Here is a 17892-nt window from a genome sequence, read left to right on the forward strand (position 1 = left end):
CTGTCGGGCCGCGACAGGAGTAGGAGCTGCTGGTGGAAGATTCCGCCACTCGTCGGATGATCGACTTGCGGGCTGGGCATTAGCGTCGATGTATCCACCTCGCGCCGGCGCGACTACTGAACGTGGTCGTTGGGTGAGTGTCGCGGATGAGCGTGGCGGGCCGTCTGTGGCGGTCGTGGATCGGTGGTTCGTGCTGTCCTGTCCAACCCCCGAAGGGAGCAGCGGTGCCCCCGTATTTGTCTCGTGGTCGGCGCAACGCGGCGTTGTTGTTGTCCACGACGTTGGTGGCGTCCTTGACCACCTTGTCGACGAAGCCCGCGTGGGCTGATCCTGATCGGGCTGCGGTGAGCCCGGTTTTCCTGTCTGGTCCGAATGAGGGCGCGCCGAACGATATCGCGATGCGGTATCTGCGGGCGCATCCGGGTGACTTCGGTGTGGCCGGCGAGGATCTGTCGGATCTGGTGGTGTCGTCGAGTTACCCGAGCCGGCACAGTGGGGTGACGCACGTCAACCTGACGCAGCGGCATCGGGATCTGGAGGTGTTCGGCGCGACGGCGACGGTGAGTGTCGCGCGTGACGGCAGTGTCGTCTTCGTCGGTGACAGCCTGGTCCCGGGCCTGTCGGGCAAGGCTTCCGGCGACGTGTCGTTGGATGCGGTGGAGGCGGTGGAGGCGGCCGCCGACGCTCTCGACCTGGCCGAGCCGAAGAACGCGAAGGTGATGAGCCGCAGTGGTGGTGCGGCTCAGCGTACGACGGTGTCGGGCGCGGGTATTTCCGATCAGCCGATTCCGGCCAAGCTTGGTTGGCAGCCGACCGGGGACGGGTTGCGGTTGGCCTGGCAGTTGGTGATCGATGATTCGTCGGACGCCCACCTGTGGAACGCGGCGGTGGATGCGGAGACCGGCAAACTGCTCAACGCCGACGACTGGACCACCCACGACAGCCCCGAGAACCTGGCCACCACGCTGGGCCGCAGCGAGCCGCAGGCCGCGACCGTCGCCACCGCGAGCATCCCGGCCGCACGGGTCAGCCCGCCGAACCCGGCCGTCGACGGGTCGAGCTACCAGGTCTTCGAGTTCCCGAAGGGTGACCCGAACGACGGGCCGCGGACCGTGGTGACCAACCCGGCCGACGGCACCGCGTCGCCGTACGGCTGGCACGACACGGACGGCAAGCCGGGCGCCGAGTACACCACGACCCGGGGCAACAACGCGCACGCATACACCGATCAGGACGCCAACAACCAGGTCGACCCGGACAGCGCGCCGGACGGCGGCGCCGGCCTCAGCTTCAACTTCCCGGCCGACCTGAACGAGCACCCGCAGACCTACACCCAGGCCGCGGTGACGAACCAGTTCTACTGGTGCAACATGGTCCACGACATCGCCTACCGGTACGGCTTCGACGAGGCGTCCGGCAACTTCCAGGTCAACAACTACGGCCGGGGCGGCGTCGGCGGCGACGATGTGCAGTGCGAGGCGCACGACGGCTCCGGCGAGAACAACGCCAACTTCTCCACGCCGGCGGTGGACGGTGGCCGGCCCCGGATGCAGATGTTCCTCTGGCCCGGCAACCAGTTCGGTCTGCCGAACGCCGTGACGATCGACGGCGGCTCCGCCGCGGGCACCTACGAGGCGGAGTACGCGCGATTCACCCCCGCGCCCACCAGCGCCGGCTTCGCCGGCGAGGTGGTGGTGGTCAACGACGGCGTCGGAGCGACCGGCGACGGCTGCACCACCTACAGCCTGCCCACCGGCGCGATCGCCGTGGTCGACCGGACCAGCAGCTGCAACTTCTACACCCAGGTGGTCAACGCCGAGAAGGCCGGCGCCGCCGCGGTGGTGGTCGTCAACAACGTCGCGGGCAACCCGGCGGTGATGAGCGGTTCGATGAACCCGGCGGTCGGGATTCCGGCGGTCATGGTGAGCCAGGCCAACGGGAACTCCATCAAGGCCGGGCTGCCGGCCTCGGGGAAGGTCCACCGCAACCTGGCCCGGCCGGCGATGCGGGACGCCTCGTTCCGCTCGGAGACGATCTTCCACGAGTACGGCCACGGGATCTCCAACCGGCTGACCGGCGGCCCGACGGTCAACTGCCTGACCGGCGACGAGCAGATGGGTGAGGGCTGGAGCGACTTCCTCGCGATCACCGCGCTGCTCAATCCCGCGATCGACGATCCGGAGAACGCTCGCGGCTACGGCCAGTACGCGCTGTTCCAGGACAGCCGGGTGGGCGGCGGTATCCGGCCGCGGCCGTACTCGCGGAACATGGAGATCCAGCCGTTCACCTACGACAGCATCAAGACCGGTGGCTGGCTGAACGGCACCTCCCTGGCCGCGCCGCACGGCATCGGCCACGGCTGGACCTCGGTGCTGTGGGACATGACCTGGAACCTGATCGACCGGCACGGGTTCAACCCGAACATCTACGACCCGTGGAACAGCGGCGGCAACAACCTCGCGTTGCAGTTGGTCATCGACGGACTGAAGATGCAGGGCTGCGCTCCGGGCTTCGTGACGTCCCGTAACGCGATCATCGCCGCGGACGCGGCGTTGACCGGTGGGGAGAACGCCTGCATCATCTGGGGCTCGTTCGCCCGGCGTGGTCTGGGCTACAGCGCGGTGCAGGGCACCACGAACCGTAACGACAACAGCGAGGCGTTCGACACCCACCCGTCCTGCCGGGGTGACTTCGTCGGCCGCGCCGGGCAGCCGCAGCTGAACACCGTCATCGCCGGTGACGCCGCGCCGATGAAGTTCAAGCTGGCCGCCAACCGGGGTCTGGACATCCTGGCCAGTGGTTCGCCGTACTCGCGGCTGGTGGACTGCGACACGCTCAAGACCGTGAACCCGGACGGGCCGATCACGCCCCGGCCGACTCCGGTCGCGGCGCGTAACCCGGGTGGGTCGCACATGTCGGTCAACGCCAACGGTCAGTACAACTACCCGTGGAAGACCGACCCGTCGTGGGCCGGCACCTGCCGCGAGTTCGTGCTGACCCTCGACAACGGCTTCCAGTACCGCTCCTACTTCAAGTTCATCGCCGGCTGACCACCGGCACCGACCGAGGCCGGAGGGAGCGTCCCGACCAGGGACGCGCCCTCCGGCCCGTCCGCCGCTCAGGCAACCTGGCGCTGCTCGGCCAGTTCGGTCAGCCGTACGGTGCAGAGACCGTTGCGTTCGGCCTGCACGTCGGTCACCCGCAGCTGCGTACCGGGGGCGAGGATGAACTCCTCCTCGCCGGTGAACGCGGAAAACCTGCGGATGCCCACGGCCCGCGCGGGGCGTACCTCGAAGAGCGTCCGCTTGCCGCGGCGGCCGAGGAACGCCTGGGCGACGCTCAGCTTGGACGTGCACGACGACACCCCCCACCAGGTCACGGTCTGCCCGAGCGGGTACTGCGCCCGAAGGTCGAGCGACACCCCGCGCCACAGCGGCTCCTCGCGCGTGGGCAGCCGCGACACGGCGGAGAACAACAACCGCAGATACGGCAGGTACGGCACGATGCGGCTGCGGTCCGGGTGGCGCAGGGTGGCATTGATCTGCCGGTAGAACGCCGATTCGCAGGTGTAGAGGTGCAGGGCCGCCACCTCGTCGACGGACAGGCCGTCGGTCGCGCTGTCCAGCTGCTTCTCGCCGAACCGGTACGACTGCTCCACGTGCCAGTCGAGCCCGGACAGTAGCTCCGCCACCGGAGCGACGGCCTCGCGGAAGTCCATGAGCGGGGTGTCGAACACGCCGGTGATGGCGGGCAGGACCAGCCCCTCGTCCTTGACGCTGGCGAGCCGTTCGAGGTAGAGCTTGTGCAGCTCCATCGTGGTGGCGATGAACGCCGCCATGCGGTCGGCCGTGTCCGGGCCGGTGCCGCCGGCCTGCGCCGTGAGCTCGCGCCACCCCCTGCTGGGCAGCCAGTCGATTTCGTCGGCGCCCAGTGCCCTGAGTGCCGCGTTCACCTCGGCGAAGTGGTCCCCGTCGCAGAAGATGTCGCCCTGGGCGGCGGGGTTGGGGTGGTCGATGTGCCGGACCTCCACGCCCGGGTACTTCTTTTCGAGCCGGAGCACCACCCGCTTCAGGGCGCGGGCGTGCGCGCCCCACCACGCGAACACCACACCCCGGTCCTCCTCGTCGGCCTGCTGCTTGGCCTTGAGGATTTCCTCGACGAGGGTTTCGACGACCGGTCGCCAGAACGCGGTGTGCCGGTCGGTGGCCATCGCCCCGTCGCTGCTGGCGGTGAGTGCCGCGTTCAGCAGCAGCACGCCCTGCGTGAGCATCGCCTCGAACCACTCCGGCGGCTGCACCGTGTCGTGCTTCCTGAGCAGCGTGCGGATGTCGGCGATCGGCGTCTTCTTGGGGATGCCGTGCTTCCACATCGCCGCCGCCTTGATGATGCAGCGGATGGTGACGACCCGGCCGAACTGGCTGTCGTCCCAGTCGTGGAAGGTGTTGTCGAACATGGCGATGCCGGTGGCGCTCTCCGGCCGCGGGTACGGATTCTGGCCGAAGACGACGACCTTCCACTTGTGCGGCGGGTTCGGCTTGAGCGCCTGGAAGGTCAACTCCCGGACGGGTACGACCTTGGGGCCGCGACCCGGGCCGATGAACGAGGCGGCCTCCGGCTGCGCCTCGATGACCGGTTTCAGTAGTGGCAGCCACGGCTCACCACCGCCGGTGAAGAGTTCGGCGAGGGCCAGCGGGTCGTTCGGGTCGGGCGGCGTGGTGGCCTCGGTGTCGCTCAACGTGGGCTCCTGGGTGGCTGGCCGTGCCGGTGACGGCACGGTCGATCGCGGCGCGGGTGTGGTGCCGGGCGGCGCTACTCGGGGCGCGGCCCGCAGCATGGCAGACCCGTCCGACACGATCGCCGATGATCGGCCGGGCTCGATCGCTGAGGTCGGTGGTCGGCGTCGGATCCGCGTTTCCTGTCAGACGGGCCCGATAGCTTGATCCATGTTGGAGACGCCCCTTCCCCATGGGAGTGAGTCATGCCCCTCGAAGTCGTGAAACCACTGCTCAACGTGGTGTTGACGGACGTCAACGCCAGGGTGGTGCAGGCCTGGCGGGCGGCGTTCGCCGACACTCCGGAGGTCGAGATCCACAAGGGGTCGATCCTCACCCGGCGTGCCGATGCCTGGGTCAGCCCGACCAACTCCCGAGGGCGGATGGACGGCGGGGTCGACGCGGTCATCAAGCGGCACCTCGGGGCGGGCATCCAGCTTCGCGTCCAGCGGGCGATCAATGATCAGTTCGGCGGGTCGCTGCCGGTGGGCAGTGCCGTGTGTGTGCCGTCCGGGGCGATCAACCCGAGGTTCCTCATCTCGACGCCCACCATGGAGCACTCGGTGCAGAACGTGAGCGAGACGTTGAACGTCGCCCTGGCCTGTGCCGCCGCGTTCCAGGCCATCCACGCGCAGAACGACAAGGAGCCGGGCAGCATCCGGTCGGTGGCCCTGGTCGGCATGGGCGCGGCGACGGGCGGAGTGCCCCCGCGGGTGTGCGCCAACCTGATGTGGACCGGCTACACGCTGTTCAATGACCACTACTTCCGGGATTACGACGATCTCCGGAGGGCCATCGGTGAGCAACTCGACGACATCGAGAGCCGGCCCGAAGAGGAACGGGTGCGGGTGACGCCTCCCGCGCCGTCCCGCAGCCGTCGCTGACCAGCTCGTACGCGGGCCTGCCTCCGCCGCCCACCCGGGACACCCTGGGCGGGCGACGGCGGCCTCCGAGGTCAGCCGGCGGCCAGGCGCAGCCCGAGGGCGACGAAGGTCACCGCGCAGATCCGGTTGATCCGCCGCGACCACCGGCCGTCGGCCAGCCGTCGGGCCAGCCGCCCGGCACCGGCGCCGAGGGCGACGTCAACGGTGAGCTGCACCGCGACGAACAGCCCGCCGAGCAGCACGAGTTGAGCGGTGACGCCGCCCGCCGCCGGGTCGACGAACTGCGGCAGGAACGCCACGCTGAACAGGATCATCTTCGGGTTGAGCAGGTTGGTCACCAGCCCCCGCAGGAACGCCCGACCGGCCCGGCCGTCCTGCCCCTCCGCCACGACGCCGGGCCCACCGGCACCGCGCAGCGCCCGGACGCCCAGGACGATCAGGTACGCCGCGCCGGCCCACCGGATCACGGTGAACAGCACCGGCGACGCGGAGATCACCGCCGCCAGGCCGCACACGACCGCCGCGACGTGCACCGCTTCGCCGGCGGCGACCCCGAGCGCGGCCACCGCCCCGGCCCGGGTGCCGTAGCGGACGGCGTTGGCCAGGACGAACATCATGTCCGGCCCGGGAGTCACCATCAGCAGCGCGATCGCGGCGAGGTAGCCGGCGAGCGTCGCCATGGAGAGTCCGAACACCGGGTCAGCCCTCCTCGACGCCGTCGAGCAGCGCGCGCCGCAGGGCCAACCGGTGCTCCCGGCGGATCTCCGCCTCCCGGTAGCGGCGCCGGTCGCCGTCGGTCTCGGCAAGCAGCGCCGGCACCGGTCGTGGCTGGCCCGCGTCGTCCACAGCCACCATGACCAGGTGGGCGGTCGCCACGTCGGTGGGCGGCACCGCCCGGTCCCATCGGTCGGCGGTCACCTTGACCGCCACCTCCATCGAGCTGCGGCCGGCCCAGGTGATCCGGGCGTCCACGTGGACCACGTCGCCGACCCGGACCGCCCGGAGGAAGGCGGTCTCGTCGATGGCCGCGGTGACGGCCGGCCCGTCGGAGTGGCGGGCGGCGACGACGCCGGCGACAGAGTCGATGAGGTTGAGGATCCGGCCGCCGTGCACCGTGCCCATCAGGTTGGTGTGGTGTTGGTCCATGATCTGCGACAGGGTCAGATGCGACGCCGACGGTGGCCGGCCGGCGATGGTTCTGGTGTCTGGCACTGTGGTTCGTCCGTTCTCGGAAGACGGTGGCGGCTCAGAAGTCGTCGTCGAAGGCGACGGTGCCGGTCACCCCGACCTGATACGCCGACACCCGGCGTTCGAAGAAGTTGGACAGCTCCTGCACGTCCTGCAACTCCATGAAGGCGAACGGGTTGGCCGATCCGTAGTGGGGAGCGAGCCCGAACTGCGCCAGCCGTCGGTCGGCGACGTGCTGCAGGTACTCGCGCATGTCGGCCAGGGGCAGCCCGGGCACACCCTGGCCGAGCAGGTCCTCGGCGAACTGCACCTCACACTCGACCGCCTCGGTGAGCATCTGCCGGACCTGGTCGGCGAGGTCGTCGTCGAACAGGTCGGGCTCCTCCCGGCGTACGGTGTCGACGACGTCGAAGGCGAACGCCATGTGCATCGACTCGTCGCGGAACACCCAGTTGGTGCCGGAGGCGAGGCCGTGCAGCAGGCCACGGGAGCGCAGGAAATAGACGTAGGCGAAGGCGCCGTAGAAGAACAGCCCCTCGATGCAGGCGGCGAAGCAGATCAGGTTGAGCAGGAACGCCCGTCGGTCCTGTCTGGTCCGCAGCTCGCGGAGTTCGTGGATGGAGTCGATCCAGCGAAAGCAGAACTCGGCCTTGCGACGGATCGACGGGATGTTCTCGACGGCGGCGAACGCCGCGGCGCGCTCGGCCTCGTCGGGCACGTAGGTGTCCAGCAGGTTGAGGTAGAACTGGACGTGCACCGCCTCCTCGAACAGCTGGCGGGACAGGTAGAGCCGGCCTTCGGGGCTGTTGACGTGCTGATAGAGGTTGAGCACGAGGTTGTTCGCGACGATGGTGTCGCCGGTGGCGAAGAACGCGACGAGGCGGCTGACCAGGTGCCGTTCGGCGGGGGAGAGCCGGTCGAGGTCGGCCAGGTCGGCGTGCAGGTCGACCTCCTCGACGGTCCAGGTGTTGCGGATGGCGTCGCGGTAGCGGTCGAAGAAGTGCGGGTAGCGCATCGGGCGGAGGGTGAGGTTCATCCCGGGATCGAGCAGCATGGTCGTGGTCTCCGTGGTGGTGTCGGTCGGGGCGGTCACTGGCAGGCTTCGCACGCTTCGGGGTTCTCCAGCGAGCAGGCCAGCGCCTGCTCGTCGGTCGCCACGGGTGCGACGACGGCCGCCCGGGCCGGGACGGTGGCCTGCTGAATCCGGGTCGCCGGGCGGGAGCGCAGGTAGTAGGTGGTCTTCAGCCCGGCCTTCCAGGCGTACAGGTACATCGAGGAGAGCTTGCCGATGGTGGGTGCGGCCAGAAACAGGTTCAGCGACTGGGACTGGTCGATGAACGGCGCGCGGGCGGCGGCCAGGTCGATCAGGGCACGCTGCGGCAGCTCCCACGCGGTACGGAACAGCTCGCGCACCTCCGCCGGCAGTTCGGTGACCTCCTGGACCGAGCCGTCGGCCCGTTTGATCGCGCTCCGGATCCGCTCGGTCCACAGCCCACGCACCTTGAGTTCGGCGACGAGAGCGGTGTTGACCTGGAGGAACTCCCCGGACAGCGTCTCGCGCTTGAACAGGTTGGACACCTGTGGCTCGATGCACTCGTAGCAGCCGGCGATCGAGGCGATGGTCGCGGTCGGGGCGATCGCCACCAGCAGCGAGTTGCGCAGCCCGTACGCGGCGACCCGCTCCCGCAGCGCGGTCCACCGCTGCGCCTGCGTGCCGGCGACGCCCCACAGGTCCGGCTGCAACTGACCGCGGGCGGCCCTCGTCTCGGCGAAGGCCGGGTGCGGGCCGAACCGCTCGGCCAGGTCGGCGGAGGTCTCCAGCGCGGTCAGGTACAGCTCCTCGCTGATCCGGGTGGACAGCTCCCGCGCGCCCGGGGAGTCGAACGGCAGCCGCAGCGCGAAGAACACGTCCTGCAGGCCCATCAGCCCGAGCCCGACCGGCCGCCAGCGCGGGTTGCTCGCCGCCGCCTGCGGGGTCGGGTAGTAGTTGATGTCGATCACCCGGTCCAGGAAGGTCACCGCGGTGCGTACGGTCGCCCGGAGCCGCTCCCAGTCGATGCCTCCGTCGGTCAGGTGCGCCGCGAGGTTCACCGAGCCCAGGTTGCACACTGCGGTCTCGGCGTCGCTGGACACCTCGATGATCTCGGTGCACAGGTTCGACAGGTGCACCACGTTGCCCGGCTCGGCGGTCTGGTTGCACAACCGGTTCGCCGCGTCCTTGAACGTCATCCAGCCGTTGCCGGTCTGCGCGAGCGTCCGCATCATCCGCCCGTACAGCTCCCGGGCCGGCACCTGCCGCACGAAGCGTCCCCGCGCCTCCGCCGCCCGGTACGCGGCGTCGAACTCCGCCCCCCACAGGTCCGGCAGCTCGGGCACCTCGTCCGGGTCGAACAGCGACCACATCGCGTCCGCCTCCACCCGGCGCATGAACTCGTCCGGAACCCAGTTGGCCAGGTTCAGGTTGTGGGTACGCCGGGCATCCTCGCCGGTGTTGTCGCGCAGCTGGAGGAACTCCTCGACGTCCGGGTGCCACGGTTCCAGGTAGACGCAGGCCGCGCCCTTGCGCCGGCCGCCCTGGTTGACCGCCGCGACGCTCGCGTCCAGCGTCCGCAGCCACGGCACGATGCCGTTGGACCGCCCGTTGGTGCCACGGATCAGCGCGCCCCGGGAGCGGACCCGGGAGAAGGCGATGCCGATGCCGCCGGCGAACTTGGACAGGTTGGCCACCTGCGCGTACCGCTGGTAGATGGAGTTCAGCTCGTCGCGCGGGGAGTCGACCAGGTAGCAGGACGACATCTGGGTGTGCCGGGTGCCGGAGTTGAACAGCGTCGGTGAGCTGGGCAGGTACGCCAGGCTGGACATCAGCCGGTAGAAGTCGATCGCCTCGCCGGGGGTACGCGACAGGCCACAGGCCACCCGCAGCAGCCAGTACTGCGGCGTCTCCAACACCAGCCGGCTGGTCGGGTGCCGCAGCAGGTAACGGTCGTAGACGGTGCGCAGCCCGAAGTACTCGAACCGCAGATCCCCCGCCGGGTCGACGGCGTCGTCGAGCTTGCGCGCGTGGGCCGTGACGAAGGCGGCGGTCTCGTCGCCGATCAGCCCCTCGGCGTGTGCGCGCCGGATCGCCTGACTGAACGAGGCGACGCCCTGTCCGCGTACCTCCTTGTCGACGTATCCGGCCAGCAGGCGGGCGGCCAGGCGCGAGTACTGCGGTTCCTCGCCGATCAGCTCGGCCGCGGTCTGGATGGACAGCCGGTCCAGTTCGTCGGTGCTCGCACCGTCGTACAGGCCGCTGATGGTGCGGGTCGCCACCCGCAGCGGGTCGACGTCGGTGAGGCCGTCGGTCCACCGTTCCACCGCGCGGACGATCTTGTTGACGTCGACCGGTTCGCTGTCGCCGTTGCGCTTGCGGACGTGCATCTGCGGGCGGCGCTGCCCGGTCGGGGCGGCCTCGCCCGGCACCGTGCCGACGGCCGGGTGGACCTCGGTGACTGTCACTACTCACTCCTCGCGAGCTCGGGACCGGATGGTCCTCGGCGCGCGGGAGCGGACACCGGCGGGCACGCGCCGGCGTGGCGGTGCCCGGTGGCGTCGGCCGTCCCGCGCGGCCTCGGACCGTCGTACGCCCGTCGCGGGCGTACGACGCGCTGGCAGGTCTTCGGACTCGCGGGCCCGACCGGCCGGAACCGGTCTCCTACTGGCCGTCGCTTCCCAGACCACAGGGGGTCCAGTGCTGATGACGGCGGTCGTTCCCACTCACCGCTGCGGGGCAGTCCCGGATTCCCACCGGGTTCCCTCTTGCCTCGGCCGCCCGTGAGGGGCGGCCGAACCAGCTGCGTCAGACACCATATATGGCTGTGCCGGCACCAGAGCAACACCAGATGTCGCGTCGGAGTGTCGTCTTCGTCTCACGGCAGTGGCCCCGCGCCCGAGCGGTCGCGGGGCCCGCCGGCGTCACCAGGTCGTGGGCTTGCCCTGCTGGAACAGCCACACGTCGAAGAAGGCGCCGAGGTGCTGCCCGGATTCCTTCTCGGCCAGCGCGATGAAGTCGGCCGTCGAGGCGTGGCCGTGGCGGTTGTTCGCCGCCCACTCGCGCAGGATGCGGAAGAAGGTGTCGTCGCCGACCTTGCCGCGCAACGCGTGCAGGGTCATCGCACCCCGGTTGTACGGGATGCTGCTGAACATGTCCACCGGGCCCGGGTCGGCGAGGACCGTCTGCCAGAACGACGACGACGCGGCCCGACCGTAGTTGCTGCTGCTGTTGAACGTCTGGGTGACCGAGGCCCCGCCGTTGTACTCGGTGTACATCCACTGTGCGTACGTGGCGAAGCCCTCGTTGAGCCAGATGTCCGACCAGCGCTCCGGCGACACGCTGTCGCCGTACCACTGGTGGGCCAGCTCGTGGGCCATGGTGCTGACGCTCGCCGCGCCGGAGAAGACCGGCTTGGTCTGGGTCTCCAGGGCGTAGCCCACGTTCGGGGCCCGGTCGATGATCGCGCCGGTCGAGGCGAACGGGTACGGGCCGAACTTCGAGGAGAAGAAGTCGATCATCTTCGGGAGCTGGGCGACCGCACTGGCCGATCCGGCGACCTGCCGCGGGTCGACCGCGACGTACACCGGGATCCCGCCCGCCGTGGTCGTCTCGGTCACCACGAAGTTGCCGATGGTGATAGTCGCCAGGTAGCTGGCCATCGGCTCGGTCGAGTCCCAGACGAAGGTGGTCCAGCCGTCACTGGTCCGCTGGGAGAGGAGCTGCCCGTTGCCGACGGCGGTGAGCCCCTCGGGCACCTTGGCGGTGAACCGGAAGGTGGCCTTGTCGGTCGGGTGGTCGTTGGTGGGCAGCCAGGCCGGCGTGCCCTGCGGCTCACCGGCGACGAAGGCGCCGTCGTCGGTCGGCACCCAGCCTTCGATCGACCCGTCCGGGTCGGTGACCACGGCCGGTACGCCGGCGTACCGCACCACCACCGTGAACGTCTGCCCGGTCTTGAGCTTCGGACGCGGGGTGACGATCAGTTCCTGACCGTCGCGGGTGAAGGCGTGCGGGTGCCCGTTGACGGTCAGCGAGGAGATCTCCGGGCCGCGGAAGTCGAGGTTGAACCGGTCGAGGTCCTGTGTGGCGACGGCGGTGATCGTGGCGGTGGCGTCCATGAACCGGGTCGCCGGGTCGTACGAGAAGTCGAGGTCGTAGTGCTGGACGTCGTACCCGCCGTTGCCCGCGTCCGGGAAGTACGGGTCGCCGATGCTCGCCGCGCCGGCCGAGTAGCGGGGGGCGCCGGGGTTGCCCGGTGCCGCGCCGGCCACTTGCGGGGCCACCAGGGGCCCGGCGGCCACCAGAGCGACCGCGGCCATTGTGGCAGCGCGCAGGCGTGAATATGTCATGGGAATCCTCTCGATGGGAATCCTGGTGTCACATGATTACGCCTATCCATCCGCATCGGACGCGTGTTCGTCAAGCATCTGCGGGCCGAGCGAGGGGCGGTGGACGGGAACGCCGTCCCGTCCACCGCCGCCATCAGTTGTGGGCGTGCGCGTCGAAGCCCTCCGGTGCGCGGTCCAGGAACACGGTGACCGAGCTGATCCGGCCGTCCGGGTCGAACACCAGCACGTCGGTCCCGGCGGCGAAGGGCTTCCCCTCGTCGATTTCGATCTCCCACATCAGGCGGGCCCGGTCGTGGTGGACCTGCGGCTCCTCGCGAGGGCGGAACACCGCGGTCGGCATGCGCCCGGTGAACTGGTCGTGAAAGCCGATCAGCGCCTGCCGACCCGTGAAGACGCCGATCACCGCGTGGTACCCGACCTCGTCAGTGAAGGTCTCCGCGGCGAGATCCCGCTGCTCGTCGGGCTTCTCGGTGTTCCAGAAGCGGACGTACCGTTCGATGGTCTCCGCGTGTCCGGCGTCGGACGCCATGGCTGTTCCCTCCCTGCCGTTGGTGGTGCGGCGGCTGCCGCACCACCAACAGTGCGGCCGGAACCGGTCGGTGTCGATTACCTGCGAGGTCATTGCCAGGCGTCGGCCGACCGGCGAGGCTGGTGCCATGACCAGGAGTGAGCCCGTGGGGGTGCTGATCCGGCGCTGGCGCGAGCGGCGGGGCCGCTCGCAGCTCGACGTGTCGATGTCGGCGGAGCTGTCCGCCCGGCATCTGAGCTTCGTCGAGAACGGACGCGCCAACCCGAGCCGCGGCCTGATCGAGCGATTGTGCGACGAACTCGACGTACCGCTGCGGGAACGCAACGAGCTCTACCTGGCCGCCGGGTTCGCACCGATGCACGCCGAGAGCGTGTTCACCGATCTCGGCGCGGCCCGCGCGGCCGTGGAAGCCGTACTCACCGGCCACGAGCCGAACCCGGCGCTTGCCGTCAACGTGCGCTGGGAGCTGCTGGCCGCCAACCGTGCCATGGCGGCGTTCCTGCACGACGTCCCGGCGGAGCTGCGGACACCCCCGGTCAACGTGCTGCGGGTGACGATGCACCCGGACGGCCTGGCCCGGCGGATCAGCAACCTGGCGCAGTGGCGGGCGCATTTGCTGCGCCGGGTCCGTCGGCAGCTCGCCCGCACCGCCGCGGAGGGCCTGGCGGATCTGTTGAGGGAGTTGGAGAGCTATCCGGTGCCGGGGCGGAACGGCCCGGTCGCCGGCCGGGCCCCGACCGAGGACCTGGTCGTCCCCATGCGGCTGTCCACCGAGTACGGCGAGCTGGCTCTGCTCTACACCACGACGATGTTCGGTTCGCCTCGGGACGTGACGCTCGACGAGATCTCCATCGAGACGTTCTTCCCGGCGGATGCCGCCACGGCGGACACGCTCCGGGCGATGTCGGCGACCCCCGCCGGGGTGGCCGAGGCATCCCTGGCCGGGGCCGTGGAGAGCGGCGTGAGCTGAGGCGGGGTGACGATCGGCGTGTCGATGTGCCGGCGACCATCCGCGGTCGCCGGCACATCGAGCCGAGGCATCAGCGCAGCGGGCTGAAGGGCTGGAGCTCCACGGGCCGCCGGCCGGTGGTGATCTGCTCGGCGAGCAGCTCGCCGGTGAGCGGGCCGAGGGTGATGCCCCACATGCCGTGGCCGCCGGCCGCGAAGACCCGCGGTGACCTGGTCTCACCGATCAGCGGGAGCCCGTCGGGGGTGCACGGGCGCGAACCGACCCACTCGTCGATGCGGGCGTCCAGGTCGGCGCCGCGCAGCAGCGGTCGGGCGGCCTCGGCGATGGCCAGGACGCGGCGCCGGTCCAGCGGGGCCTCGGCGCTGCGGAACTCCATCATCCCGGCGACACGCAGCCGGTCGCCCAGCGGCGTGCACGCGACGCGCTGGGCCGGGAAGTACACCGGTCCCGAGGGGACGTGCTCCATCTTCACGCTGAAGCTGTATCCGCGGCCGGCCTGCACGACGGTCCGGATGCCGAAGCGCCGGCCCAACTGGCCGAGCCACGTGCCGGTCGCCAGCACCGCCGCGTCGTAGCGCTCGTCCGCGCCGTCGGAGGTGACCACCCGGACCCCGGCCCCCTCGTCGCGGATGTCCACGACGTCCGCGCCGGTCACCAGCGACGCGCCGCGGGCGACGACGGAGTCGGCGAGGGCGTGCACGTACTCCCCGGGGTTGACGAAGCGCTGACCGTGCAGCCGGATGGCGGCGCCGATGTTGTCCGACAGCGAGGGCTCCACCTCCCGCGCCTCGGCCCCGGTCAGGACGTCGAACTCGATCTCCTGGCCCGCGGAGTGGATATGCGCCAGTTCGTCCAGCAGGACCGATCGCTCGGCCTCGGTCCGGTACGCCGCGATGAACGATTTGGCCTCGTTCGTCATCGAAGCGACCCCGCCGGCCGTCAGCGTGTCGAACGCCTGGAACGCGCGCCGGTTCATCGGGATGTAGGCGCGCATCGCGTCCCGCCACTTCGCGGCGGTGCTGTGCCGGGTGAAGCCCACCAGGAACCGCAGCAGCCGAGCGTCGGCGCGCGGCGGCACGTAGACGGGGGACGACGGGCTCAGCACGGCGCGCAGCCCGTAGCGGAGCACCGCCGGCTCGGGCAGGGGGGTGGTGATGCCGGGGGTGAGCCAGCCCGCGTTGCCCCAGGAGGCGCCCGCCGCCACACCCTTACGGTCGAGGACGGTCACCTGCACCCCCCGTTCCTGGAGGAACCAGGCGGTGGCCAACCCGACCATCCCGGCACCGACGACGGCGACGCGTTGGGGGGTGGGAGCGGACTCGGTGGCAGGCATTGTTCTCTCCTTTGAGCAGCAAAGACCGGCCCAATCCTGTCGTCACCGCGCCGAGACGTCATTGTTCCGTCCGGCCAACGCTCACCCCGGCGACTGGTCGATATGAACAACGCCGAGGCATCATCGGGCGGTGATCACCGTGGCTGGCGTGGTGGAGGCGGTCGGCGCCGCTCTGCTCAAGGTCGTCGTCCCCGCCAAAGCGGCGGAGGTGCGCGACGTGACCCTCGCCGAACTCGACGAGGCGTCGGCCGGCCAGAGCGGCGACCTCGTGCTCGGTGCCGGCATCGCGACCCCGGACCAGGCGCTCGCCGTCATCGAGCGCTGCGCGGCGACCGCGGCGGCCGGCCTCGTCCTCAAGCCCCCGCTCAGCGTGCATCCCGATGTGACCTCGTCCGCCGCCGCCCGTGACCTGACCCTGGTCGAGCTGCAGAGCCACGGGTCCTGGGCCCAACTGGTCTGGCTGCTCCGCGGGGTGATCGACCGGGCCGCCGCGCCAGGCTCGCCCGAGACCGGGGAAACCGGGGTGTACGACGAACTGTTCGCCCTGGCCGACGCGACCGCCGCCATCGTCGACGCGCCGGTGACGATCGAGGACGCCCAGTACCGGGTGCTCGCCTACTCGTCGCGGCAGGACCGCACCGACCCGGCCCGGGTCTCGACCATTGTCGGGCGTCGCGTCCCCGGTGACGTGATCGCGCACTTCCGTTCCCGTGGCGTGTTCCGCAAGCTCGCCAAGGGGAGCGAGCTGATCTTCGTGCCGCAGGGCCCGGACGGGACGCTGCCCCGGCTCGTGATCCCGATCCGCGCCGGCGGTGAGCTGCTCGGCTCGATCTGGGCCGTCGTCGACGGCCCGGTGCCGGACGGGCGCCTGCGTGATCTTCAGGGCGCGGCCTCGGTGCTGGCGCTGCACCTGCTCCGCCTCCGGGTGCAGGCCGATGTCGCGCGCCGGGTGTCCGCCGACCGCCTGCGGGCCGCCCTGCGAGCCCCCGGTCGGGTGGGACGGGAGGAACTGGGCCTGCCCGCCGGACCGTGGCGGGTCGTCGCGCTTGAGGCGCACAGCGGGACCGCGGAAATGGTGCACAACCTCGCCCTGTGGGAGTCGATCACCCGCCGTCACGGTTGGCGTCAGCCGCTGATCGCGGACGTCGGGGACGTCCTGTTCGCCGTCGTGGTCGACGGAGGCGAGTCACCCGGCTCCTGGCTCTGGATGGAGCGGCTGATCCACGACGTCGCCGCGCACGAGCCGGGCCTGCGGGCCGCCTCCGGCAGCGTCGCCGGAGAGTTGACCGACCTGCCACGTTCCCGCGCCGAGGCGGCGGAGCTGCTCGCGCTGCACGGCTCGGCCCGGCAGCGCGGATCGGTGCTGCGCTTCGAGGACGTCTGGGCCGAGGTGGTCGTACACCGGGTGGTCACCGCGGTGCCGCAGGCCGATCTGCTGGTCGGCGGACCGCTGCCCGTCCTGGTGGCCCACGACCGGAAGCACGGCACCGACTACGTCGCCACGGTCGCCGCCTGGCTGGAGCAACAGGGCGACCCGAGGAAGGCGGCCCGGCAATTGCACGTGCATCCCAACACGCTCCGACACCGGATGCGCCGCATCGCCGAGGTCGTGCCCGTCGACCTCGACTCGCCGCGTACCCGGCTGGCACTGCAGGTCCAGCTCGCGGCGCTGCGCCCCGGGTCCTGACCGCGACCACCACGGCCGAGGCTTCGGGCCCCGGCGGACCGGCGGTGATCGCGGGCGGTGGTGCGTCGCGGTGCCGGGCGGTGCCGTGCGTCGGACGGGGCGGAAATCGGTGGTTTGGACGGAGGGGACGGGGTAGGCCCTTCGGTGGTCTTCATCCTGGCAATCGGTGCCGCCATGCTGCTCGGCGTCGGCTCGGCCGTGCAGCAGCGGGTCGCCTTCCAGGCCCCGGACGGCCTGGCGCTGCGCTTGGGGCTGTTGTGGCATCTCGCCCGGCAGCGGCTGTGGCTGTTGGGACTCTCGGCGACGCTGCTGGGCGGCCTGCTCAGCGGCGCCGCACTGGGGCAGGGTTCGGTCGTGCTGGTGCAGCCCGTCCTGGTGCTGCGCCTGCTGTTCGCCCTGTCGGCCTCGGCGCTGTGGTCCCGGCGTCCGCTCCGACGGCGGGACTGGGGGGTCGCGATGGCGGTCACCATGGGCATGGTCGCCTTCCTGGTGGCGGGTCATCCCGGGACCGGCAACCCCGAGGGGGTGCCACCCTGGGACTGGGCGGTGGCCGCGGCCGGTATCGGCACGCTGACCCTGCTGCTCGTACGCTCCGCGCGCCGGCTGCGACCCGCGCAGGAGGCGCCGATGCTGGCGATCGGGGCAGGCATGCTCTACGGGCTCCAGTCCGCCCTGACCCAGTCGGCCGTGCACCGACTGTCCACCCACGGGCTGCTGGGGCTGCTGACCAGCTGGCAGCCGTACACGGTGTTCATGATCGGACTGATCGGTACCCTGCTCGCGCAGAGCGCGTTCGACCTCGCTCCGCTGTCGGTCTCGTACCCGCCCCTGGCCGCGGCCGAGCCGCTCTCCGGTATCGCGATCGGGATCGGCGTGCTCGGCGGGACGCTGCGACTGACGCCGGGGGCGCTCGCCGTCGAGATCACCGGCCTGATCGTGATGACGCTCGCGGTGTACCTGCTGGCCGCGTCCCCACACATCGTCGGCCACCACCTCGACCCGGTGAGCGATCCTCCCGAGGACGCCCCGTAGCGGACGGGCGGACGGTCGTCGGTAAGCGTATTCAGGGCAATGCTCGCCCTCTTGGGCAGAAGTGAGAGCGATATGCCGTTGCGGCCTGCTTATGACTCGGCGGTATACCGGTTCACGA

General features: G+C 70.7%; 13 protein-coding genes and 1 riboswitch. Of the genes, 5 read left to right on the forward strand and 8 right to left on the reverse strand.

Features of this window, described 5'->3' with window-relative positions:
* Nucleotides 1-398 precede the first annotated feature (398 nt).
* Entirely contained in the window at nt 399-3050 is a 2652-nt protein-coding gene (locus GA0070604_RS13160; protein ID WP_244161870.1) for a M36 family metallopeptidase, read from the forward strand.
* Between the two features lie 68 nt (nt 3051-3118).
* Here the strand turns inward: GA0070604_RS13160 and GA0070604_RS13165 are convergent, their stop codons facing one another.
* On the reverse strand, nt 3119-4735 hold the full coding sequence (locus GA0070604_RS13165) for an ADP-ribosyltransferase domain-containing protein (protein WP_208602032.1): 1617 nt from the start codon (nt 4733-4735) through the stop codon (nt 3119-3121).
* 243 nt (nt 4736-4978) lie between these two features.
* Here GA0070604_RS13165 and GA0070604_RS13170 point away from each other — a divergent pair, with 243 nt between their 5' ends.
* Entirely contained in the window at nt 4979-5656 is a 678-nt protein-coding gene (locus tag GA0070604_RS13170; protein WP_091118217.1) for a macro domain-containing protein, read from the forward strand.
* Nucleotides 5657-5727: 71 nt separating this feature from the next.
* Here the strand turns inward: GA0070604_RS13170 and GA0070604_RS13175 are convergent, their stop codons facing one another.
* The 6 genes from GA0070604_RS13175 to GA0070604_RS13200 form a co-directional block, all read right to left on the reverse strand.
* Nucleotides 5728-6351, reverse strand: a complete 624-nt coding sequence (locus GA0070604_RS13175; protein WP_091118218.1) for a LysE family translocator — start codon at nt 6349-6351, stop codon at nt 5728-5730.
* A 4-nt stretch (nt 6352-6355) separates the two neighbouring features.
* Nucleotides 6356-6868 (reverse strand): acyl-CoA thioesterase, encoded by a 513-nt coding sequence (locus tag GA0070604_RS13180; protein ID WP_091118219.1) that lies wholly within the window; start codon nt 6866-6868, stop codon nt 6356-6358.
* 34 nt (nt 6869-6902) lie between these two features.
* Nucleotides 6903-7898, reverse strand: coding sequence for a ribonucleotide-diphosphate reductase subunit beta (locus GA0070604_RS13185; protein ID WP_091127084.1), 996 nt, complete (start codon nt 7896-7898; stop codon nt 6903-6905).
* Nucleotides 7899-7933: 35 nt separating this feature from the next.
* Nucleotides 7934-10306, reverse strand: coding sequence for a ribonucleoside-diphosphate reductase subunit alpha (locus GA0070604_RS13190; RefSeq protein ID WP_377592960.1), 2373 nt, complete (start codon nt 10304-10306; stop codon nt 7934-7936).
* Between the two features lie 171 nt (nt 10307-10477).
* Nucleotides 10478-10693, reverse strand: a riboswitch (cobalamin riboswitch).
* A gap of 105 nt (nt 10694-10798) precedes the next feature.
* Nucleotides 10799-12223, reverse strand: coding sequence for a M1 family metallopeptidase (locus tag GA0070604_RS13195; protein ID WP_091118220.1), 1425 nt, complete (start codon nt 12221-12223; stop codon nt 10799-10801).
* 133 nt (nt 12224-12356) lie between these two features.
* Nucleotides 12357-12752, reverse strand: a complete 396-nt coding sequence (locus tag GA0070604_RS13200) for a nuclear transport factor 2 family protein (RefSeq protein ID WP_091127086.1) — start codon at nt 12750-12752, stop codon at nt 12357-12359.
* Between the two features lie 127 nt (nt 12753-12879).
* Here GA0070604_RS13200 and GA0070604_RS13205 point away from each other — a divergent pair, with 127 nt between their 5' ends.
* Nucleotides 12880-13722, forward strand: a complete 843-nt coding sequence (locus tag GA0070604_RS13205) for a helix-turn-helix transcriptional regulator (protein WP_091118221.1) — start codon at nt 12880-12882, stop codon at nt 13720-13722.
* Nucleotides 13723-13792: 70 nt separating this feature from the next.
* On the opposite strand, the gene GA0070604_RS13210 is transcribed toward GA0070604_RS13205, so the two are convergent.
* A complete protein-coding gene (locus GA0070604_RS13210; protein WP_091118222.1) occupies nt 13793-15055 on the reverse strand; it encodes an NAD(P)/FAD-dependent oxidoreductase in 1263 nt (420 codons plus the stop codon).
* Between the two features lie 130 nt (nt 15056-15185).
* On the opposite strand from GA0070604_RS13210, the gene GA0070604_RS13215 reads away from it, so the two are divergent.
* Together GA0070604_RS13215 and GA0070604_RS13220 are read left to right on the forward strand one after the other, a co-directional pair.
* Nucleotides 15186-16742 (forward strand): helix-turn-helix domain-containing protein, encoded by a 1557-nt coding sequence (locus GA0070604_RS13215; protein WP_091118223.1) that lies wholly within the window; start codon nt 15186-15188, stop codon nt 16740-16742.
* A gap of 144 nt (nt 16743-16886) precedes the next feature.
* The gene (locus GA0070604_RS13220; RefSeq protein WP_091118224.1) at nt 16887-17774 is read left to right on the forward strand and encodes a DMT family transporter; all 888 of its coding nucleotides are present in this window, start codon (nt 16887-16889) and stop codon (nt 17772-17774) included.
* Nucleotides 17775-17892: the final 118 nt, after the last annotated feature.

This window comes from Micromonospora eburnea (assembly GCF_900090225.1).
Classification (GTDB): Bacteria; Actinomycetota; Actinomycetes; order Mycobacteriales; family Micromonosporaceae; genus Micromonospora; species Micromonospora eburnea.